The organism is Microbacterium sp. SA39 (genome assembly GCF_000967865.1).
GTDB lineage: Bacteria > Actinomycetota > Actinomycetes > Actinomycetales > Microbacteriaceae > Microbacterium.
This window is the reverse complement of the sequence record NZ_JXRU01000037.1, coordinates 1-21,136: the sequence shown is the minus strand read 5'-3', so window position 1 is coordinate 21,136 and position 21,136 is coordinate 1. Positions and strand designations below refer to the sequence as shown.

General features: G+C 68.6%; 16 protein-coding genes. 7 read left to right on the top strand and 9 right to left on the bottom strand.

The window, feature by feature from the left end:
- The first annotated feature begins 72 nt into the window (after positions 1-72).
- From RS85_RS13580 to RS85_RS13570, 3 genes are all read left to right on the top strand, one after another.
- Positions 73-1,386 carry an ABC transporter substrate-binding protein gene (locus RS85_RS13580; RefSeq protein WP_046014011.1) on the top strand — a complete coding sequence of 438 codons (1,314 nt, stop codon included), beginning with the start codon at positions 73-75 and terminating at the stop codon, positions 1,384-1,386.
- 88 nt (positions 1,387-1,474) lie between these two features.
- A complete protein-coding gene (locus tag RS85_RS13575) occupies positions 1,475-2,449 on the top strand; it encodes a carbohydrate ABC transporter permease (RefSeq protein ID WP_082087631.1) in 975 nt (324 codons plus the stop codon).
- Positions 2,446-3,372, top strand: a complete 927-nt coding sequence (locus RS85_RS13570) for a carbohydrate ABC transporter permease (RefSeq protein WP_046014010.1) — start codon at positions 2,446-2,448, stop codon at positions 3,370-3,372. The genes RS85_RS13575 and RS85_RS13570 overlap by 4 nt, the downstream gene beginning before the upstream one ends.
- 55 nt (positions 3,373-3,427) lie before the next feature.
- Here RS85_RS13570 and RS85_RS13565 read toward each other — a convergent pair whose 3' ends face one another.
- The 3 genes from RS85_RS13565 to RS85_RS13555 all read right to left on the bottom strand — a co-directional run bounded on the left by RS85_RS13565 (position 3,428) and on the right by RS85_RS13555 (position 12,230).
- Positions 3,428-4,879: an HNH endonuclease signature motif containing protein gene (locus RS85_RS13565; protein ID WP_046014009.1), complete on the bottom strand. Its 1,452-nt coding sequence runs from the start codon at positions 4,877-4,879 to the stop codon at positions 3,428-3,430.
- A 126-nt stretch (positions 4,880-5,005) separates the two neighbouring features.
- On the bottom strand, positions 5,006-10,216 hold the full coding sequence (locus RS85_RS13560) for an endo-alpha-N-acetylgalactosaminidase family protein (protein ID WP_046014008.1): 5,211 nt from the start codon (positions 10,214-10,216) through the stop codon (positions 5,006-5,008).
- Positions 10,217-10,436: 220 nt separating this feature from the next.
- On the bottom strand, positions 10,437-12,230 hold the full coding sequence (locus RS85_RS13555) for a glycoside hydrolase family 35 protein (RefSeq protein WP_082087630.1): 1,794 nt from the start codon (positions 12,228-12,230) through the stop codon (positions 10,437-10,439).
- A gap of 91 nt (positions 12,231-12,321) precedes the next feature.
- On the opposite strand from RS85_RS13555, the gene RS85_RS13550 reads away from it, so the two are divergent.
- Positions 12,322-13,356, top strand: coding sequence for a LacI family DNA-binding transcriptional regulator (locus RS85_RS13550; RefSeq protein WP_046014007.1), 1,035 nt, complete (start codon positions 12,322-12,324; stop codon positions 13,354-13,356).
- A gap of 6 nt (positions 13,357-13,362) precedes the next feature.
- Here the strand turns inward: RS85_RS13550 and RS85_RS13545 are convergent, their stop codons facing one another.
- Genes RS85_RS13545 through purM form a run of 3 tightly spaced genes read right to left on the bottom strand, consistent with a single transcriptional unit; the run spans position 13,363 to position 17,285 of the window.
- Entirely contained in the window at positions 13,363-14,679 is a 1,317-nt protein-coding gene (locus RS85_RS13545) for an MFS transporter (protein ID WP_200894840.1), read from the bottom strand.
- Entirely contained in the window at positions 14,676-16,148 is a 1,473-nt protein-coding gene (gene purF, locus RS85_RS13540) for an amidophosphoribosyltransferase (RefSeq protein ID WP_046014005.1), read from the bottom strand. Before purF ends, RS85_RS13545 begins: the two co-directional genes overlap by 4 nt.
- A 6-nt stretch (positions 16,149-16,154) precedes the next feature.
- Entirely contained in the window at positions 16,155-17,285 is a 1,131-nt protein-coding gene (purM, locus tag RS85_RS13535; RefSeq protein WP_046014004.1) for a phosphoribosylformylglycinamidine cyclo-ligase, read from the bottom strand.
- Positions 17,286-17,371: 86 nt separating this feature from the next.
- On the opposite strand from purM, the gene RS85_RS13530 reads away from it, so the two are divergent.
- Positions 17,372-17,977, top strand: coding sequence for a hypothetical protein (locus RS85_RS13530; protein ID WP_046014003.1), 606 nt, complete (start codon positions 17,372-17,374; stop codon positions 17,975-17,977).
- 3 nt (positions 17,978-17,980) lie between these two features.
- Here the strand turns inward: RS85_RS13530 and RS85_RS13525 are convergent, their stop codons facing one another.
- Entirely contained in the window at positions 17,981-18,295 is a 315-nt protein-coding gene (locus RS85_RS13525; RefSeq protein WP_046014002.1) for a hypothetical protein, read from the bottom strand.
- A gap of 42 nt (positions 18,296-18,337) precedes the next feature.
- Complete coding sequence (locus RS85_RS13520) at positions 18,338-18,709, bottom strand: sterol carrier family protein (RefSeq protein WP_046014001.1); 372 nt, start codon at positions 18,707-18,709, stop codon at positions 18,338-18,340.
- 55 nt (positions 18,710-18,764) lie between these two features.
- On the opposite strand from RS85_RS13520, the gene RS85_RS13515 reads away from it, so the two are divergent.
- Both RS85_RS13515 and purD read left to right on the top strand, forming a co-directional pair.
- Positions 18,765-19,445: an NUDIX hydrolase gene (locus RS85_RS13515; protein WP_046014193.1), complete on the top strand. Its 681-nt coding sequence runs from the start codon at positions 18,765-18,767 to the stop codon at positions 19,443-19,445.
- 166 nt (positions 19,446-19,611) lie between these two features.
- Complete coding sequence (gene purD / locus RS85_RS13510; RefSeq protein WP_046014000.1) at positions 19,612-20,889, top strand: phosphoribosylamine--glycine ligase; 1,278 nt, start codon at positions 19,612-19,614, stop codon at positions 20,887-20,889.
- Positions 20,890-21,004: 115 nt separating this feature from the next.
- On the opposite strand, the gene RS85_RS19300 is transcribed toward purD, so the two are convergent.
- On the bottom strand, positions 21,005-21,136 hold a 132-nt coding region (locus RS85_RS19300; protein ID WP_152642427.1), incomplete at its 5' end, for an integrase core domain-containing protein.

The following is a 21,136-nucleotide window of genomic DNA, read 5'->3' as shown; positions in this document are numbered from 1 at the left end:
GTCAGCATCGCGGTGAAGCGACCAGGCGTCTCGGCGATCCTGTAGAAATCTGACCTCGAAGAGGAGAACAGCATGGCATCCACATCACCTGCCACCCGGACGGTCGCGATCATCGCGGTCGGTGCCGTGTCGGCTCTCGGCCTCGCGGCCTGCTCTTCCGGAGACTCGACCGGCGACACGAACGGTGGCGAGCCGATCACGATCGAATACGTGCACCGCCTCCCCGACGGCGACGGCATGACGAGCGTCGCCGAGATCGTGGAGCGCTGGAACGAAGAGAACCCCGACGTTCAGGTGAAGCCGACGAAGTTCGACGGCAAGGCTGCCGACCTGATTCTGAAGCTCGAGACCGACATCAAGGCGAAGAACGGACCGTGCCTCGCTCAGGTCGGGTACGCCGAGGTCCCGCAGCTCTATGTGAAGGGGCTGCTCGAGGATGTCGCCCCCGAGGCGAAGAAGTACGAGGACAACTATTCCGCGGGAGCCTTCAGCGGCATGCGGGTCGGCGACGCCGTGGTGGGTCTGCCCACCGACACCGGGCCCCTCGTGTACTTCTACAACGAGACCGCGTTCGCGACGCTCGGCGCCGAGGTGCCGGCGACCTTGGCCGACCTCGAGGCGACCTCGGCATCCGCCGCTGCGGCCGGCAAGTACGTCACCGCGTTCACCCCTGACGAGGCGCAGTACTGGCTGTCCGCGCAGTCTGCGGCCGCCGGTGATACCTGGTTCTCCACCGAGGGCGACGAGTGGAAGGTTCAGGCCGAGGGCGAGGGTTCCGAGCGCATCGCCGCCTTCTGGCAGGGCCTGCTCGACAACAAGCAGACCCTTGCGACCGAGCGGTTCGGCGAAGGTTTCACCACAGCGCTCAACGACGGAAGCCTGATCGGACACATCGGCGCAGCCTGGGAGGCCGGCTTCCTGCTCGACTCCCTCGACGGCACGCCTGCCGAGGGCCAGTGGCGCGTCGCTCAGCTCCCGGATCTCGGCGCGGGTGCGCAGAGCGGCCCCGACGGCGGCTCCGGCATCGGCGTGATGAAGGGATGCGAGCACCCGGCGGAGGCCATGCAGTTCAACGACTGGTTCAACACGCAGGCCGATGACCTGGCCTCGCAGGGTCTCGTGATCGCTGCCGAGGGCAGCGTCGAGACCCCGGAGAAGATGCTGCGTCAGTTCGGCGGACAGGACGTGCTCGCCGAGCTCTCCACCGCGACGGCGAACCTGAATCCCGACTTCCCCTACGCACCGGGGTTCTCGACGCTGTCGAAGATGAACGAGACGGCCGCCGCAGCGGTGGCGGGCACCGCGAAGGTCGCCGACATCTTCAGCACTGCGCAGGACACCGCAGTCACGTCACTCGAAGACCTCGGGCTCCCCGTCGCCGAGTGAACTCGCCGCAGACAACAATCGAATGAGCGACGGCGGGGCGCGCGAACATCGCGCACCCCGCCGTCCTCACGAATCGAGAGGCAGGACAATGGTCACAGCGACCGAGACTCGGCGCGCGTCACCGTCGTCTGACCCGGGCATCGAAGGCGAGCGGAGCGTCAAGCGCCGAGGGATACGACGAGAAGGCCTCACCGGCTGGCTGTTCATGGCCCCGTTCGCTCTGCTGTTCGCCGTGGTCTTCCTGGTGCCGATCGTCGTGTCGGTGCGCGCATCCTTCTTCGCGCAGGTCCCCTCCGGGGGTGGGTTGTACGGGGGCGGCGAGCTCGTCGACACGTTCGTCGGTCTGGACAACTTCGCGGCCGCGGCCACCGATGGGGCGTTTTGGGCCGGCATGGGCCGGGTCGTGCTGTACGCCGGCCTGCAGATCCCCGTCATGATCGTCATCGCTCTCGGGCTGGCGCTGCTGCTCGACTCCTTCATCCTCCGGCGCCCCGCGCTGTTCCGCCTCGCGTTCTTCCTCCCGTACGCGGTGCCGGGCATCATCGCCGCGATGATGTGGCTGTACCTGTACACCCCCGAGGTCTCGCCGCTGCTCCCCTATCTGCCGGAGGGGACGGACCTCATGTCGCCGCAGAGCATCCTCTTCTCGATGTCGAACATGACGACCTGGACGTACACGGGCTACAACATGCTCATCTTCCTCTCCGCCCTGCAGGCCGTGCCGCGCGACCTGTACGAGGCGGCGCGGCTCGACGGCGCCTCCGGGTTTCAGGTCGCCATGCGGATCAAGGTGCCGCTCGTCCGTGGTGCGGCACTCCTCGCGGTCCTGCTGTCGATCATCGGCACGATCCAGCTGTTCAACGAGCCCGTGATCATGGAGTCCGCCAACACCTGGATGGGCAAGGACTTCACGCCGATGATGCTCACGTACAACTCGATGATGGGTGAGATCTCGCCGTCGGGCAGCGGCCCGGCATCCGCCTACTCCCTGCTCATGGCCCTGATCGCCGGCGTGCTCGCGATCGTCTACGCGCTGCTGCAGCGCCGGAAGGCGGACTCATGACCACCACGACCTCTCTCCTCACCACGGTCGGCTCGACGTCGAAGCGGAGCCGACGCCGGGCTGAGGCCGCCGACGCACCGCCGCCGTCGATGGCGCCGGGGCCGCTGGCCCGCGTCTTCGGCATCGTCGTGCTCGTCATCGCGACGCTGTACTTCCTCGTACCGGTCTACTGGTTGATCGTCGCGTCGACCAAGAACAACACGGACCTCACGTCGACCTTCGGCTTCTGGTTCGCGGAATGGAACCTGGCGTCGAACTACGACAGCCTGATGGGCTGGACGCAGGGGCTGTTCTGGCGCTGGGTCGGCAACTCGCTCTTCTACTCCGTCAGCGCCGGGGTCATCGGCACGCTGTTCGCCGTGATGGCCGGGTACGCGATCGCCAAGTTCGCGTTCCCCGGCAAGCGGATCGCGGTCGGAGTCATCATGGCCGGCCTGCTGCTGCCCGTAGCGCTGCTCACGGTGCCGCTGTACATCGAGTTCGACGCCCTCGGGCTGACGAACACCGCGTGGGCGATCATCATCCCCTCGGCCGTGTCGCCGTTCGGCGTCTTCCTCGGCATGGTCTACGCCCAGTCGTCCGTGCCCACCGAGCTGCTCGAGGCCGCACGCATCGATGGAGCGGGCGAAGCGCGGATCTTCTTCACGATCGTCCTGCGGCTGCTGGGGCCGGCGATGGTGACCATCTTCCTCTTCATCTTCGTGGCGACGTGGAACAACTTCCTCCTGCCGCTGATGATGATCTCGAGCGCCGAGCTGAAGCCGGTGACGCAGGGCCTGTACGGGATGATGACGTACTTCTCCCCGGACAAGGGAGCCGTGATGCTCGGTGCCTTGCTGGGCGTCATCCCGCTCATCCTGCTGTTCTTCAGCCTGCAGCGGTACTGGCGCTCCGGACTCGCCGCGGGGGCCGTCAAGGGCTGAGCCCGCGGAACCATCTCTGAAGACCTACCCGAGTTCCCGACTCACGCACCCCATCTCAGGTGAACATGACGCGTGGTGGCGCGTTGTCTCGGTATTCGCGTCCGAGGGGGCTGTGCCAGGTGAGGGTGCCGTCGTGGTGTTGTCGGGCGGTCCATCGGTGTCTGTCGGGGATGTCGGGGTGTTTGAGGGTGTGGTGGGTGCGGCAGAGGTGGGCGAGGTTGCTCAGCCGGGTTCTGCCGCCGCGTGCGTGGTCGTGGGTGTGGTCGATGTCGCACCGGTGGACGGGCATGCGGCAGCCGGGGAAGCGGCAGTGCTGGTCGCGGGCGCGGAGGAATCGGCGCATCTGCGCGGTCGGGGTGTAGGTGTCGGTTTCGGTGACCATCCCGTCGGGGTCCAGGAACAGGCGTGACCAGCCGGTGTTCCGGCCCGCAAGTGCCCGGGCGATGTCGGGGTGCAGCGGCCCGTGCCCGTCGAGGAGGGCGGGGCGGTTGTCGGCACCGGTGAGGGTGCTGCCGGGGACGGTGACCTGGATGCGGCCCTGGATGTTGTCGAGCCCGGCCCCCTGCGCGGTGCTGGGGTCGGCGGCGAGCAGCAGGTCCATGAACAGGTCGGCCCGAACCTGGTCCCACGTCCGGTCATCCGCCGGGATGCGCTGGACGTTGGCGTCGGGGTCGACGGCGAAGGTCCCGTTCCCGTGGATCACGTCGTGCCCGTCGATCACGTCATCGAAGAGGCCCGCGAACAGGTCGAACGCCGGATCGTCCGGGGCGATGTCGTCCGAGGTGATCGTGTCACTGTCATCGTCGAACGCCCACCCGGCCAGGGCCGGGTCCCGGTCGTCGCGGGTGTTCATCACGTGGCGGGCCATCTGGTCGAGGCGATCTCTGATCGCGACAGCGGCCCATTCCGGGAGCACCGCGGACAGCAGGGCAAGGCCGTCGCCGACGGAGCGGATGCTCACACACCGTTCCCCGGACGCCCGCTGGTGCCGCTCCACGACGGTCTCCCCGACGAGCGCGGCGGCGACCTGCTTCGCGTGCGCACCCGTGCGGGCCGCGGTCTCCCGCTCCGCGTACACCAGCACCGCCGCCTCATACAGTCCCATCACGTCGGCATCCACTTTCTTGTTGCGAATCGCTTCGGACACGATCGCGCTCGCCCGGGCGATCTGTCGCACATGCCCCGCGCTCACCCGCCCCGACCGGAATGCCGCCCGCACCGCGGGGAGTTCTTCGCTCAGGGTGCGGGCGTCGGTGAATGCGAACTCGATCGACCCCTTCGGGATCCGACCCGCGGCGGAGAATTCCGCGACCATCGACCGGTAGATCGCATCCCGGTGAAAGGGACTCTCCGCGACATCCGCGTCATGGAACCCGATCTGCTCCACCAGCAACTCGCACGCCTCCGCCTCCAGGACCGCGACCTGCCGCCGTTTCTCGACCCACGCGTCCAGCACGCGACGGCGTTCCTCGAGATCGAGGTCGAGATCCGTCCGCTGCGGGGTCATACCCCCAGACTAGAACAGATGTTCGAATATGGCAGCATACTAGCTACGCGATGGAGGTCACGCCGAACGGCCCGCAGGATCATCCTCCGGGCCGTCCCATCACAGGTCAGCGATTGCTAGGCGGTCTCAGCTGACCCGTCGCCGCCGCGTCCACAACACGGCTCCGAGAACCATCAGCGCCAGCGCTGACAGCGCCACCGTCGACCACAGCACGCCATCCGCCCCGGTCGCGGCGAGCGGGGCCCCCGAGCCCGCACCGGCTCCGGCCGCGGCGCCCGGAGCCGACGTCACCGCCAGCCCGGTCCGCGCGAGCTCCACGCCCTCGGCATCTGTCACGACGATCGAGTGCTGTCCGGCCTCGGTCGCCGCCGGGATCACGACGGTCGCCACCGCGTTTCCGTCAGCATCGAGGCTGACATCACCCAGCTTCACCGGTTCCGAGTGCAACCAGAGCTGCACGCCGGCATCCGGCTCGAAACCGCGCAGCTGCACGGCGATCGATGAGCCGCCGCGCACCGTACCCACCGACGCGGTGACCTTCGCGTCCTTCGCCGGCTTGGCCTTCTTCACCTTCAGCGACGCGCTCGCGAGCACCTCACCGGACGAGTTCTTCACGATCAGGTCATGCTTGCCGAGTTCGGCCGTCGCCGGGATCAGCACCCGGCTCGCCCAGGCGCCCTCGGCATTGACCGCGGCGTCCGAGATCTTGACGTCGCCTAGCCAGAACGACACAGTCGAATCCGGAGCGAATCCGGACAGGTTCACACCGACCGTCTCCCCCGCGCGCACCGACGCGGAATCCAGGCTGAGCTTCGGGTCGATCGCGGGGTTGCAATCGCCGAGGTCGTCGGCCGGCCGCTCCTCCGGCGCGTGGCCGCTCTGCGGTGCGGAAGACCCGTAGATCGCGATCTCCGCTACCGCGCCGTACTGCGACCCGGAGATCGATGACGTCGCGGTCACCCGCACATACCTCGCCGTCGTCTGCGCGAAGCTCACATCCTGCCACTCGGCGACGTTCGCCCACTCGCCGGTGGTCACCGGCGTGTAGGTCTCGCCGTCCGTCGAGACCGCGACCTCGTAACCCTTGAGTGGTCCGTTCGCGTTCGGGGTGCGTCGCAGGTAGGAGATGCCGTCGACGTTCTCCGCCTTACCGAGATCGAACGTCAGCACGTGCGGATACGTCGTGGCATCCGTGCCCCACCGGCTCACCCAAAGGGTGCCGGCGTTGCCGTCGAGCATGTTCGACGCCTTGCCGTCTTCGTTCGCTGTCTCCTCGGAATTCGCCGATGCGGTGATCTGCTCGTTCGGGATCCGTGCGCGGGTCGCGACCGTGGTCTGCAGGGTTGTCTGCACCGATCGCACATCGCAATCGGCGAGGTAGGTCGCCTCCATCCCGATGCCGACGGTCGTGCCAGCGGCTGCGGCAGGTGCGGTGATCAACCAGGTCGTCTCGACGGTGTCGCCCGAAGCGACCTGCTCGAACACATTCGTCGAGCCGTCGGCGACCTCCACCACGTACCCCTCGGGAAGAGAGAGGGATACACCGACGTTCTCCACCGCGACGTCCTCGCTGTTCGTGAAGCTCGACGTGAAGGCCGACTGCCCACCGGGGCTCAGCACCGCGGCACCGCCCGAGACGGTCGCGCAGGGCGTGCCACCCTCGGTCGGTCCGAGGTCCGTGACCGTGAAGTCGTCGAGCACGAAGTCGACTTCCGGACCGCCGATGCGCTCGAGGCCCACCCAGGTGTAGTCGCCGCACCCGACCTTGACCTCGTGCTGGAAGGCGGTCGTCTCGAGCGCCTGAGGAAGGTCGGTGCGTCCGAGCGTCGTCGAGGTCACCGCGCCGTCGGCGACGGCATCCGTCCCGCTCACCCAGCGGTACGCCCCGCTCGCGCCGAGCTGGTAATCGAAGTCGACGCGGTACGTGTGCCCGGCCTGCAATGACACGAGCGTCGGGTCGGTCCGGTAGACGACACCGCTGAGCTCGGAGTGCGACAACAGAGAGTGATCGCCGCTCAGGGTCGAGTCGACAGCGAGACCGGCCAGCGGCTCACCGGCGGTGTACGGCCGCGCGGTGTTGCGCCATTCGCTGCTCGTGTAGGGATCGTGCCGCTGCGCGATGCTCGTGCGGATCCCCCCGGGATCGCCGGAGTAGACGAACGGACCCCAGCCGGGCTGATTGCCCTCGAAGTCCTCCGAGTACACCGTTCCGGCCGCCAGCGGCGCCGTGGTGTCGGTCATCACGCGGGCGTTGTCGATGCGGACCTTCGCCGGTCCTGCCGGCGCGGCGATGGAGACCGTGACCTCGCCGGATGCGGGGGCGAGGAACGAGACCGCACCCCGCTGGTAGTGCTGGCCCGCTTTCGAGTCGGGAAGCATGAGGTTGAGAGTCGGAGACAGGTTCCAGGTGCGGGTGACCGCCCCTGCCGGGCTGTCGACGGAGACGGTGACGTCGCGCGTCTCGCTGGGATCGATCTGCACCTGCGCCGAGAAGAAGTACCGCTCGCCGGTGGTGAGGCCGGTCACCTTCTGCGAGATCGACGACGCGGATGCTCCGAGCACGGCGACGTTGTCACCGCGCGACTCGTTCTTCTGCGCGCCGACGTCGGTGCGTTCGATCGACACATCACCCTGCGGGTTCCAGACGTCGAGTGAGCCGGAGTTGAATCCGGGATCACCCAGGCCCGCATCGCTGTACTCGACGGCAGCACGCTGCGCGCCGCCCTGAGGAACGACGACGTACGCCGTGCCCTTCTTGCCGTCGATCGTCAGCTCGCCGTCGGCCGCCGTGACGGTCGAAACCTTCTCACGGCCCTGATCCCCGAGCTCGAAGACGTCGAAGGCCGAGTTGCCGCTGAATGCGCCGGTCAGACCGAAGGTCTGGGCACCGCCGGGTGCCGAGTAGAAGTACATCTTGTCGGCGTCGACGGGGGAACCGGCGTCGGCGTTGGATGCCAGAGACTGCCAGGGAAGCAGGTAGGAGTCACCGCGGAGCACCGTGGCGCCATCCATCGTGATGATCCGCACGCCGTCCTCGACGGCGATGCTCACATCATCCGTCAGCGTCGCCGCGGTCTCGGCCTCGTAGGTGAGCAGATCGAACTGTTGGATGAACTTCGTCGGGAGGCTCTGCGTCCAGATGTTGCCGATGAAGCCGTCCCAGTTGCGGTTGCCGCTCCATCCCTCGGCGTCGATCAGTCGCTGCTGGCCGAGGAGGACGTCGTCGTTCCAGACATCCGCCTGGCCGTTCTGGATGAACCGCACCATCGTCGAGTTGATGCCCTTGTTGTCGACGCCGCCGTAAGCGAGGTCGGTGGGCCAGTGTGCCCACACGGAGTTGTCGACGAACCTGTCGCCCCACTCGGTCGCGATCTCGAGATCCATCGCGCGCAGTTCGTCGGCCAGCTCTTCGGCGACCCACCCGTTGGAGTAGTACACGTCGATGTACACGCCGCTGAGCCCGGGGACGGCATCCCGCAGCTGCTGGAACCGGTCGAGCACCCGACCGGAGCCCAGGTCGGCCTGCTGGTCGATGTAGTACGACTGATCGAGCCAGTTCCAGCCGGGCTGGTACGGCGCGCTCCCGCTGAGGATCGCGGGATCGAACGAGTTCGCCTGCGGGTAGATCTCCGTGGCGTTCACGTGCACGCTCATGTCGGCGTTGAGCTTGGCTCCCGCGTCGACGAGGCGGTTGAGATCGCCGACGCCGCCGGCCCGCTCGTTGAAGTTGTCACCGTAGTCGGTGTTGGCCGAGTCGTGGCCCTCGTTGCCGAAGCCCTTGTTGAGCACCCACTGACCGAGACCGTCGGTCTGGTTGGCGATGCGCTTGGTGTTGTCGAGCGTGAGGTCGAAGTAGTTCGTCGCGGTCGACGCGAAGTTGAAGGGGATGCGACTGACCACGCGCTCCGCCACCCGCTCGGCGCCGAGGCGCACCGTGTCGACCTCGCGATAGCGGATGCCGGCATCCTGCCAGTCCACGACGGAGTCCTCGTTGCGGTCGGCGGTGAGCAGCACGGTGACCTTCGGCAGCTCGTACGTCGTCACGCGGCTGTCGACCGCCGCCGTGGGGTGGATCAGCCAAGAGCTGGAGCCGATCTCGGCGGTGCGCCCTGCGGCCGCGGTGATGCGGGTGAGCAGTCGCCCGTCCCACGACTGCGGCTCGACCGACGCCTGCGTGGTCGCATTCGTGATGACGCTGCCGACGAGTGCGCCGTTGCCGAGGAACGCGAAGGCCGCGCCCTTCTCACCGATGGCCGCAGACGCGTCCACGGCGATGTGCTCGTCGGCGTTCGTGGTGCTGTTCGGGTCGATGACCGTTCGGTCGAGGACGGATCCTGCGGCCGATGCATCCGTGGAGAGGAACGCGTTCCCGGGCAGGCCGAGGGTGTTCACGGCTGCGCCGCCCCCGACTTCTGTCACCTCGAACTCGACGGTGCCGGCAGACGTGACGCGGATGCTGCTGTGCACCGTCACATCGACGCCGGTGAGCGTCGAGACGTAGTCGACGCCGGTCGCCGAGGGCGTGGACGTGGTCGCGGCGGCGTAAGACGTGCCGTCGACCGACCACTGATTCGACGACGCGCGCTGTCCGCCGAACGGGCGCTCACCGACCAGATAGCCCGTGATCTGCGGAAAGCCGACCGCGACGGTGGCGGTCGTGCCGCCGTTCGCGATCTCGACCGTGTCGATGTCGACGGGCGGCTCGGGCTCGGGCTCGACGATCGGCGGGAGCTCTTCATCGGAGAAGATCTCGATCTCGCCGGCGCCGGCACCGTTGCCTGCCATGTCCTGCGCGTCGATGATCAGCAGGGCGACGAAGCGCCCCTCCTTCGCCGTCTCCAGGGTGATGCGCTGCTTCTCGTCGTTCGCGGTGGGTGGGTGCAGCTCGGACTTCGCGGCCGCCTCGCCCCAGCCGCCATCCGCGGGCGATGTCGCTGCAGCCTGAGCGTCATCGGTGACGTACACCTCGACCGTCTTGGCGTCGATGCGCTGACCGAGTTTGCCCGAGTAGTCGAGCGCCTTCACCGACAGTGATCGCTGGAGGTCGACCGAGACCCAGTGCGGGAACGGCGCCTTCTCGGTGTAGCGCGACACCCATTGGGTCGCGTAGTCACCGTCGAAAGCGGCGAGCGCGGTGCCGTCGACCGCCGGTGGCGCGGGGTAGGGATCGGAGGCGCTGGAGACCCCGGCAAGACGGTAGTCCGTCTTCGGCACGGGAATCAGGTCGGCGGCGGACGCCGCGGACGCCTGGGCGACCACACCGCCGCACACGAGGACCGTCGCCAGTAGGGCGCTGACGGAGCGCGTGGTACGGGAACGTCGGGAAGTGTTCGACACGTCTTGCCTCTCGGACGAAGCGCGCTTCGGGAGGAAAGACGCCCCGACGCGTCGCAGTGGAAAACGTCAGCATCGCACTGATGTTTGCGCTATCACCGTATACCGCGCCATCATTGCAGGCAAGGGAGTGACGAAATATATGCGCAAACATTCTCCCGAGGCCGCGGTAGGCGGAGAGGGCCGCTCGACTTCGCGCGAGCGACCCTCTTCCCGTTCGCGATCAGGAGCCGACGAACTCCTCGGTCTCGCCGAAGACCGGATGCTCGCAGATCTCGACCGCGCTGCCGACCGCATCGAGCTCCAGCACGCGAACATCATTCCGACCGCGACGCCAGAGCGGGGCGGGGGCGTAGAGCGTGTGCTGCGGTCCCACGCTCCAGTACCGGCCGAGCAGGAATCCGTTGAGCCACACCATGCCCTTCCCCTCACCGGGGAAGGCGAGCCAGGCGTCCAGCGGCTCATCCACGTCGATCTGCGCCACGGCCAGGCCGTCGCGGGAATCGGATGTGCCGGTGATCACGGGGGCCGTCTGCGGGATGACGCGATGCGCCCATCCGTGCACGAGCCGCCGGCCGATCATCACGCCCCTCATGATCCCCTTGCCCTCGCCGGTGTAGGGCCCGTAGTTGATGCGGCCGAGGCTCTCCACGACGATCGTGAGCAGAGCCGTGCGCGTCACGCCGGGAAGCGGAAGCGTCGTCACCCCATCGCGCTCCAGCGTGCCGATCCGCTCGTCGTCGAGGAAGACTGTCGCACGATCGTGCAGCCCGTCGATCGACAGCACCGCCCCCTCAGGGAACGAGATCGTCGCCTCGTAGGCGACGAGTCCGTCTTCCGCGTCGAGCTGTTCGTACGTCTGAGGACGAGCCGTGGGCGGCCCCGCGATCGGAACTGCGCGGATGATGTCGAGGAGCGACGCCGTCTGCACCAGGGGCGACGACGATGCGGCCTGCCGCCGCGGCGGCGCGGGGATCGGCGGCAGCTCGCCGCCGTGATGCGGAGCGAACATCTCGCGAAGGGCATGGAACTTCGCGCCCAGCGAGCCGTCCTCCCCGATGGGGGCATCCGAGTCGTAGCTCGTCGTCGTAGGCTGGAGGACGCGGTCGTGGTTCGCCCCGTTCCACAACCCGAAGTTCGTGCCGCCGTGCGCCATGTACAGGCTCACCGAACCGCCGGCGTCGAGCAACTCTCCGATGGTCCCGCCCATGCTGTCGGCCGAGCGCACGTGGTGGCGCTCGCCCCAGTGATCGAACCAGCCGCCCCACAGCTCGCTGCACATGAGCGCTTCGTCATCGCGTCGCAGCCGCAGCGCCTCGTTCACGCCCGTACCGAAGGTGAAGGTTGTCATCGCGCCGGGAACGCTGCCATGGACGACCATGTCGTCGGTGATACCGTCTGCGGTCGTGAGCATCTCGACGATGCCCCGCGATCGCAAACCGTCGCGGAGATGGGCGAGGTAGGCATCGTCGCTGCCGAAGGACCCGTATTCGTTCTCGACCTGGACTGCGACCACCGGGCCGCCATAGGCCGCCTGCAGCGGCACAAGACGCGGGATGAGCTCGTCGTACCAGGCATCCACAGCGGCGAGGAATCCAGGGTCGCTCGTACGCAGCGCGGCGACGCGTCCCGACAACCAGAAGGGGATGCCGCCGTTGGACCACTCCGCGCAGATGTACGGACTCGGCCGCAGGAAGACATCGAGGCCGACCTCGCCCGCGAGACGGATGAAGCGCTCGATGTCGCGCCACCCGTCGAAACGGCGGTCACCCTCGATCCGCTCGTGGAAGTTCCACGCCACGTACGTGTCGACCGTGTTCGCGCCCATCGCCGCCAGGCGGCGCAGCCGGTCCTCCCACTGATCGGGGTGCACCCGGAAATAGTGGATGGAGCCTGCGAGGATGCGGTGCGCGACGCCGTCTCGGAGGATCTCGCCGTCCCGCCAGATCAATGCCGGCGAGGCGCCGTCGTGCGCCGGAGAGTCGACGCCGGACGGCGGCGCGAGAAGGTCGGACATGCATCTCCCAAGAATTGTTTGCGCTCACATTATCGCACGATGGCGGTCTTCGCTCCCCGGATCTGCGCCGATTGATCGCTATCATTGCCCCATGTCCCCCCGCCGTCCTCGCTCCGATCGAGCGCCGAGCCAGGTCGACGTCGCTCGCCTCGCCGGAGTCTCGACGCAGACCGTCTCCCGCGTGATGTCCGCGCAGGACAACGTCCGCCCAGACACCGCCCGGCGAGTGCTCGCCGCCGTCGAGGAACTGGGCTATCGCGTGCACGCGGCGGCCGCTTCCCTCGCGTCCGGCCGCTCGCGAATTCTCGGTGTCATCGTCGTCTCCACGGACCGGTACTCGTCCGCAGCTCTCGGGGTGGGCATCGAACAGGCGGCGGCGGCGAACGGCTACACGGTCACGACCGCCGCGGTGGCCGATCACGCATCGACCGAGTCGTTCCTCGAGGCCTTCGACCGCCTCGAACGCCAGGGCGCGGAAGGGATCATCCTCGGCGTACCGGTGGAACTCGACAGCCCCGCCATGAGGGCGCGAACAGAGCGCACGCCGTCGACGCGCAGCGAGCGGGCCTCGCTGGACGAGGACGCACCGCTCTCCGTCGATCAGCGCGCGATCGCACGTCTCGCCGTCGAGCACCTGCTCGATCTCGGCCACTCGACCGTCTGGCACGTCTCGGGAGACGAGTACTGGACCGAGACGCAGCAGCGCAGCGAAGCCTGGGAGCAGACGCTCCGCGACCGCGGCATCACTCCCCCGCCGGTGATCCCCGCCGACTGGACGCCCGAGTCCGGGTACCGGGCGGGCCGCACCATCGCTGCGATCCCCGAGGTGACCGCCGTCTTCGTCTCGAGCGACGAGATGGCGTTCGGACTCATCCGAGCGCTGCACGAGGCCGGCCGCAATGTGCCGGAGGACGTGTCGGTCGTCAGCGTCGACGACATCGCCCTCGCCGCCTACGCCTCGCCGGCACTCACCACCGTGCGTCAGCCCTTCGAGGCGATGGGCCGCGCCGCCGCGCTCCGCGTGATCGCGAAGATCGAGGGTCAGGATGCCGTGGGCGAGGTGCCGTCGACCGAGCCGGAGCTCATCGTCCGGTCATCGACCGCACCGCCGCGACCGCGCAGCTGACGTCGCTCACCAGCGTCCGTGCCGGCGCTCCCACTCGTCTTCGATCGTGCGGCGGCGTCCGGCGACGATGCCCGCGGGGATCGACACCACGAGCACGGAGCCCACGACGAGGAGCGGCACCTGCCACCCCGAGGTCGTCTCGTGCAGCAGGCCGACCAGCAGCGGGAAGACCGCCGCGATGGCGTAGCCGATGCTCTGCACGAACCCGCTGAGCGCGACGGCGCTTTCCGGCGTGCGTGCGCGGATGCTGAGCAGCACCAGGCTGAGCGGGAACATGATCGCGGTGAGGCCGAAGAAGCACACCCAGAGGGGCAGCGCCGCGGTCGGGGCGAGCAGGAATCCGGCGAGGCCGATCAACCCACCGCTGACGGCCACGAAGAACAGCGGACGCGTGGCGTGGAACTTGACGATGAGGATCGGCACGATCAGCGAGCACGGCAATCCGACCAGCGCGAACAGTGAGAGCAGGAATCCGGCAGTGGCCGGAGTCACCCCGCCGATATCCACGAGCATGGTCGGCATCCACGCGAACGAGACATAGGCCATCGTCGACGACGTACCGAAGACGATCGCCAGCGCCCAGGCGAGGGGCAGTCGCCAGAGCCGTCCGAAATAGCGCGGATTCGACCGTGTGGTCATGATGGGTCCGGTCGCGACAGCCACCGCGTCCTGCATGTCGTGGCGTCCGTCGGTCGGGTCGTTCTCCGATGGATCGCTCTCCGACAGCTCCACCGGGGCAGCCATCGGAGCCGTGCGCTCCCGCAGCAGCAGCATCACCCACGGCACCAGTGCGATCGCGGCGAAGAGACCCCACATGCCCAGCGACACCCGCCAGCTGAACGCGTCCGCGACCGGCACGGCCACGAGCGGCGGCAGAAAGGTGGAGACGGCCAGCGTCGTCGAGTACACCGTCATCATGACGCCGATGCGGTCGGGGAAGTACTTCTTGACCAGCGGAGGCAGCAGCACGTTCCCGGATCCGACCCCCGCGAACACGAGCGCGGTCGTGGCCAGCAGACCGATCGAGTCACCCACGATCCCACGCAGCAGCATCCCCGCCGCCATCAGGGCGATCGCCGTCACCGCGACGCGCTCCAGGCCGAACCGCCGCTCGAACAGCGGAGTGAGCAGACCGAACAGCGCGAAGCACACCGGCGGTGCGGCGCCGATCAGGCCGACGACCACCGACGACACCGGGAAGTCCTGGGCGACGTGATCGATCACCGGCGACAGCGAGGCGACCGCCGACCGCAGCGAGAACGCGACGAGCACGATCCCGACCAGCGCGAGCGCCCGGCCCTGCCAGAGCGGGCGCGACGTCACGAGGTCTGCGACCCCTCCACCCAGGCCAGGTATTCGTCGGTGACGGTGCCGGTGACGTACCGGCCGTCGAAGCAGCTCATGTCAAGGTCGGTCAGAGCCGACCCCTCGATGATCGCCGCCTTGAGGTCGTCGACCTCTTGATATACGAGGTGGTCGCAGCCGAGCTCTTCGGCGATCTCGGGGATCGTCCGGCCGTGCGCGATGAGCTCGTGACGCGAGGGCATGTTGATGCCGTAGACGTGGGGATGCCGCACCGGCGGCGCCGCAGACGCGAAAGTCACCGAAGCGGCACCGGCATCCCGCGCCATCTGGATGATCTCCTTCGACGTCGTGCCGCGCACGATCGAGTCGTCGATCAGGAGCACGTTCTTGCCCTGGAACTCGGTCGACATGGCGTTGAGCTTCTGGCGCACGCTCTTCTTGCGCACCGCCTGTCCCGGCATGATGAAGGTACGGCCCACGTAGCGGTTCTTGTAGAAGCCCTCGCGGTATTCGATGCCCAGTTTGCGGGCGACCTCCATCGCCGCCGGCCGCGAGGAGTCGGGGATCGGCATGACCACGTCGATCTTGTCCATCGGCACGTGCTTGGCAATCGTGTCGGCCAGACGGTCGCCCATGCGCAGACGCGACTCGTACACCGAGATGCCGTTCATGACCGAGTCGGGACGCGCGAGGTAGACGTACTCGAACGCGCACGGCGCGAGCTGCGCGGCCTCCGCGCACTGACGCGAGTGCATCTCGCCCTCGGTCGTGATGAAGATCGCCTCGCCGGGTTCGACCTCACGGACCACGTCGTAATCGCCGTTCTCGAGCACGAGCGATTCGCTGGTCACGACCCATTCGTCGCGGCCTTCTGCACCCTGGACGGTCGACGGGCGGCGCCCGAGGATGAGCGGGCGGATGCCGAACGGATCGCGGAACGCGAGGAGACCATAGCCGGCGATCACGGCGATGACGGCGTAGGCGCCTTCGATGCGCTCATGGGTGCGGGTGACCGCCTCGAAGACGCGCTCGGCGTCGAGGTCGACGGTCGAGGTCGTGTTCTGCAGCTCACCGGCCAGCACATTCAGCAGCAGCTCGGTGTCGCTGGAGGAGTTCAGGTGCCGACGGTCGCGCTTCGCCATGTCGGCGGTCAGCTCGCGCGTGTTGGTGAGGTTGCCGTTGTGGATGAGGATGATGCCGTAGGGCGCGTTCACATAGAACGGCTGCATCTCCTCCTCGTTCGACGCGGTGCCCTTCGTGGCATAGCGCACGTGACCGAGACCCACATTGCCGAGCAGCGCCCGCATGTCGCGTGTGCGGAACGCCTCGCGGACCATGCCCTGCGCCTTCGCGTTGTGCATGATGCCGTTGGCCTCAGCCGTGGCGATTCCGGTTGCATCCTGGCCGCGGTGCTGCAGCAGCAGGAGTGCGTCGTAGATGTCCTGATTGACCGGGGCTGCCCCCACCATTCCGACGATGCCGCACATGGGCTCTTACTTCACTCCATCCGAGTAGGCGCCCACCAGGCGCACCGCTCCACCGTCGACGCCCTTGGCGCCCTGTTCGAACTCTCCTGCCGGACGAGCGCCGGCGGCGCCGCCCTCGAAATGCACGGTCCCGACCTGCCATGCGTGCAGGCTCTGCGAACCGAGTGCCGCGAGAGCGGCATCCTTCTTGTCGTCGGCGATCACCGCGAGGAAGCCGATGCCGAGGTTCCAGGTGCCCTCGGCCGACTCGAGCGTGGAACCGGCGATGTCGCTCAGCACGCGGAAGACGGGACTCGGCGACCAGGTGCTGCGATCGACCTCGGCCCAGCTGCCCTGCGGGAGCACACGGGCGAGGTTGGCGGCGATGCCGCCGCCGGTGACGTGGCTGAGTGCGTGCACCCCGCCGGGGATCGCATCGATCAGGCGCAGCAGCGGCAGCGTGTAGAGGCGGGTCGGCTCGAGGAGAGCCTCACCCCAGGTCGAACCGAAGTCCGCGGCGTTGTCGCCGTAGCCGATGCCCGCGTTCGTCACGATATGACGCACGAGCGAGTAGCCGTTGGAGTGGAGCCCGCTCGAGGCGATCGCGATGACCGCGTCGCCGTCCTGCACGCGCTCGGCGCCGAGGATCGCGTCAGCCTCGACGACGCCCGTCGCGGCACCGGCCACGTCGTAGTCCCGCGGTCCGAGGAGCCCGGGGTGCTCGGCGGTCTCGCCGCCGACGAGCGCGGTGCCCGTGGCGGAGCAGGCCTCGGCGATGCCGCGGACGATGTCGGCGATGCGCTGCGGGAAGACCTTGCCGCAGGCGATGTAGTCGGTCATGAAGAGCGGCTTCGCTCCGACGACGACGATGTCGTCGACGACCATGCCGACCAGATCCTGACCGATCGTGTCGTGCTTGTCGATCGCCTGCGCGATCGCGACCTTCGTGCCGACGCCGTCGGTGCTGGTCGCGAGCAGCGGACGCCGGAAGTCGCGCAGCGCACTGGCGTCGAACAGGCCGGCGAATCCGCCGACACCGCCGAGGACTTCGGGGCCGTGCGTCGCGCGCACGGAAGACTTCATCAGCTCGACCGCGAGATCACCTGCAGCGGTGTCGACGCCGGCTTCGGAATAGGGATTGGTGGAGGAGGCAGCCACCCCTCCAGCCTACCGCCCGCAGCCGACCCGACTCTCCGCGAGAACAACCCTCGGTCGACGGCCCCGCTCCCGCCTACGATGGGGCCATGGCCGACAAGCCGCAGTGGCTCATCCGCGAAGACGCGAGCGTTCCGGTGCTCGTGGCGCTCGCGCTGCGCCAGATGCTCGGGATCCGCACGCCGGAAGACCTTCCGAGCCTGCGCGAGCTCTCCGTGCGGGCGCCGGATGCCGTGGAGGCGTCGGATGCCGTCGAGGCGCAGTGGCGTCACTACTGGGACATGACGGTCGAGCCCCGTGCGCATCCGTCCGAGGTTCCGCTCGAGCTCATCGACGGCTTCGACACCCTCGTCGCGCTGCCCGCCACCGGGGCCGAGGAATTCGCCACCGCCATCGCTCCGCACGGCGAGACGGCTCTCCGGTACGCCAGGGCCGCGCACGACCGCTACGTCCACTCGATGAAGAGCAACACCGGCGGCGACGCGTATCGCGCCTACGCGAGTGCGATCGCGGAGTTCGAGCGCGAGGTCGGGCGGCGTGCGCACTCGTTCGAGCTGAACGTGCAGGTGCTGCCGTTCTCGCAGCGCGGCATCTGGTGGATCGGTGCCCTCACCGTGGCCGTGACCGATGGGCTCCGCCGCGACGTCGTGGCGTTCGACGCCGCGATCCGTCCGGTGATCGCCGAACTGGCCTGACGCTCAGTCGGTTTCGGTGATCGTCTCGCGGTCGACCTGCACGACGCGATCGTGCCGCCGCGCGACGCGCTCGAGGACGATGCCCACGACACCGCCGACGGCCAGTCCGATCGGGACCGTCCACAGGAGCAGGAATCCGAAGACCTGCGCCGGCGGGTAGACGACGTCGAGCGCCTCGGACTGCTCGAAGCTGCCGGTCCACGTCAGGATGGCTGCCGCGATGATGCCGACCACCACGCCGATACCCATGAGCACGCCATAGCGAGGCACGCGACGCACGGTCGCCTCGACGGTCTGGTGGGAATCGGTGGGAGCCATGCCTCCATTCTCCCACCGTTGCCTGTGGTGCGGCACCCCGGGCTACGGCCGGAGTGGCAGCACGTCGACGAGGCTCGCCCGCGTGCCCGAGGCGGCGATGCGGCCGGCGGCCTCGGCATCCGTCCAGTACGCCGCCCCGGTCGCGACGGCGATCCAGGTCGCGGCATCCATCTCCACCACGTTGGGCGGCGTGCCACGTGTGTGGCGCGGCCCCTGGATCACCTGCACGGCGCCGAAGGGCGGCACGCGCACTTCGACGCTGTTGCCCGGAGCCTTCTCGTCGAGCAGCTGCAGCAGGTAGCGCACCGCGGTCGCGAGGTCGGTGCGCTGCGGGGTCTCGCCCGCGGCATCCGCGGCACGCACGGCGTCGAGGGCCGTCCGGCCGGTGACGATGTCGATCTTGCGGGAGGGCATGAGAAAGAGGGTACGCCCGGCCCCGCCCGCACTCCGCAGGAATAGGCTCGTGTCGATGAGCCCCGACCCCGAAACCTTGCGCGGCGCACGCGCCGAGCTGCTGGCGACCGCGCAGCGCGGTGACGGGTGGAGTCGTGGGTTCCCGGCGGTCTCCGACGGCGCGCATACGGCATCCGTCCTCGTGCTCTTCGGCCGGCTCGACAGCATCCCCGCCGAGAACGATGAGGCCACGGTGGCCGCCGATCTCGACGTGCTGCTGCAGCGGCGGGCGGCGAGCCTCTCATCGCACCCCGGGCAGGTCTCGTTCCCCGGCGGACGGCGCGAAACGCAGGATGCGGATGCCGTCGCCACCGCGCTCCGCGAAGCAGAAGAGGAGACGGGCCTCGACCCGTCCGGCGTCGAGGTGCTCGCGACCCTTCCGGAGATCCCACTCGCAGCGAGCAACCATCTCGTCACGCCCGTGCTCGGCTGGTGGCGGTCGCCATCACGCGTCGTGGCGGTGGATCACGCCGAGACCGTCGAGGTGTTCCGCGTGCCGGTCGCGCAGCTGCTGGACCCCGCGACCCGGTTCACGTCGACGCTCCACCGGCTCGGCCAGACGTTCAAGGGACCGGCGTTCGACGTCGACGGCACCATCGTCTGGGGGTTCACGGCCATGGTGCTCGACGCACTGTTCGACGCCGCCGGCTGGACCATCCCCTGGGACCGATCGGTCGAGCGCCCGATCGAGCTCTGACGCGCCCGGCGCCGCCGTGTGCCCGTCGTGATGCGTTCACGATTCAGCAAGAATTCGGCGGAACGGCCCGACACGCCAGCGGCGCGCGCTGATCAGCGAAGTTCTTGCTGAATTGTGCACGGCCGCTCGCCGAAACCCGACCCACCACCCTCGGTAGGCTGGACCGGTGAAGATTCTCGTACTCGGTTCCGGTGCCCGTGAGCACGCGATCATCCTCGCCCTGCGGGCCGAGCAGACGGAGCACGAGCTGTTCGTCGCCCCGGGCAACGCCGGCATCGCGCAGGATGCCACGCCCGTCACGGTCGATCCGCTCGACGGCGCCGCGGTCACCGCGTTCGCCAACGAGCATGCGATCAACCTCGTCGTCGTCGGACCGGAGGCTCCGCTCGTCGCGGGCGTCGCCGATGCGCTGCGCGCTCACGGCATCCCGGTCTTCGGGCCGGGCAAGGCCGCGGCTCAGCTCGAGGGCTCGAAGTCGTTCGCGAAGCGGGTCATGGATGCCGCGGGCGTGCCGACCGGCCGCGCCGTGCGGGCGACGACCGTCGCCGCCGTCGAAGCAGCCTTCGACGATCTCGGCGTTCCGTACGTCGTGAAGGCCGACGGACTCGCCGCGGGCAAGGGCGTCATCGTCACGTCCGACCGCGCCGAGGCGCTCGCACACGCCGAGCACTATCTTCCGTCAGGCCCAGTCCTGATCGAGGAGTTCCTCTCGGGTCCCGAGGTCTCGCTGTTCTTTCTGAGCGACGGCGACACCGTCCGCGCGCTCAGCCCCGCGCAGGACTTCAAGCGCGCACTCGACGGCGACGCCGGCCCCAACACCGGAGGCATGGGTGCATACTCACCGCTGCCCTGGCTGGCGGAGCAGTTCGGCAGCGAGCAGGACTTCGTCGACGCGGTCACGCGCGACGTCGCACTTCCCGTGATCCGTCAGCTCGACGCCGAGGGCACACCGTTCATCGGCCTGCTCTACGCCGGACTCATCCTCACCCCGTCTGGCGTGCGCGTGATCGAGTTCAACGCCCGGTTCGGCGACCCGGAGACGCAGGTCGTGCTCCCCCGCCTCGTCACCCCGCTGTCGGAGCTGCTGTTCGCCGCGGCATCCGGCACTCTCGAGGATCAGCCGCAGCCGGAGTTCAGCGATGACGTCGCGATCACCGTCGTGCTCGCGAGCGAGGGGTACCCTGAGGCGCCGCAGACGGGGCGCCCGATCGAGGGGCTCGCGGAGGCCGCCGCCGTCGAGGGCGTGCATGTCGCGCACGCCGCCACGGCCAGCCCCGATGCGCCGGGCGGCTCGCTCGTGGCCTCGGGAGGACGCGTGCTCAGTGTCGTCGCCGTGGCATCCGATTTCCGCTCCGCCCGCGACCGGGCGTACGAGGCGATCGGACGCATTCGTCTCGACGGCTCGCACCACCGCACCGACATAGCGGCGCGGGTCGCAGAGTAATCCGCAGGATTCTGCCGACCGGCCCCCTTCTACGCGAGCCGGCCCCTTGCGCACGTCCGCAAGGGGCCGGTTCGCGCACGGAGGGGCCGATCAGCGAGGTGGGCGGGGGGCGGCGCTAGATGTTCTTCCCCGTGAGGTTGTGAACGCGGTCTGAGGGTGTTTGGCCGCCGATGCCGGTGTGGGGTCTGTGGTGATTGTAGTGATGGAGCCAGGCGTCGTAGGTCGCTGCGCGGGCTTCGTCGCTGTC

Coding starts and splice junctions, on each gene's coding strand:
- RS85_RS13580 (WP_046014011.1), top strand. CDS start 73: ATGGCATCCACATCACCTGCCACCCGGACGGTCGCGATCATCGCGGTC.
- RS85_RS13575 (WP_082087631.1), top strand. CDS start 1,475: ATGGTCACAGCGACCGAGACTCGGCGCGCGTCACCGTCGTCTGACCCG.
- RS85_RS13570 (WP_046014010.1), top strand. CDS start 2,446: ATGACCACCACGACCTCTCTCCTCACCACGGTCGGCTCGACGTCGAAG.
- RS85_RS13565 (WP_046014009.1), bottom strand. CDS start 4,879: ATGACCCCGCAGCGGACGGATCTCGACCTCGATCTCGAGGAACGCCGT.
- RS85_RS13555 (WP_082087630.1), bottom strand. CDS start 12,230: ATGTCCGACCTTCTCGCGCCGCCGTCCGGCGTCGACTCTCCGGCGCAC.
- RS85_RS13550 (WP_046014007.1), top strand. CDS start 12,322: ATGTCCCCCCGCCGTCCTCGCTCCGATCGAGCGCCGAGCCAGGTCGAC.
- purF (WP_046014005.1), bottom strand. CDS start 16,148: ATGTGCGGCATCGTCGGAATGGTGGGGGCAGCCCCGGTCAATCAGGAC.
- RS85_RS13530 (WP_046014003.1), top strand. CDS start 17,372: ATGGCCGACAAGCCGCAGTGGCTCATCCGCGAAGACGCGAGCGTTCCG.
- RS85_RS13525 (WP_046014002.1), bottom strand. CDS start 18,295: ATGGCTCCCACCGATTCCCACCAGACCGTCGAGGCGACCGTGCGTCGC.
- RS85_RS13520 (WP_046014001.1), bottom strand. CDS start 18,709: ATGCCCTCCCGCAAGATCGACATCGTCACCGGCCGGACGGCCCTCGAC.
- RS85_RS13515 (WP_046014193.1), top strand. CDS start 18,765: ATGAGCCCCGACCCCGAAACCTTGCGCGGCGCACGCGCCGAGCTGCTG.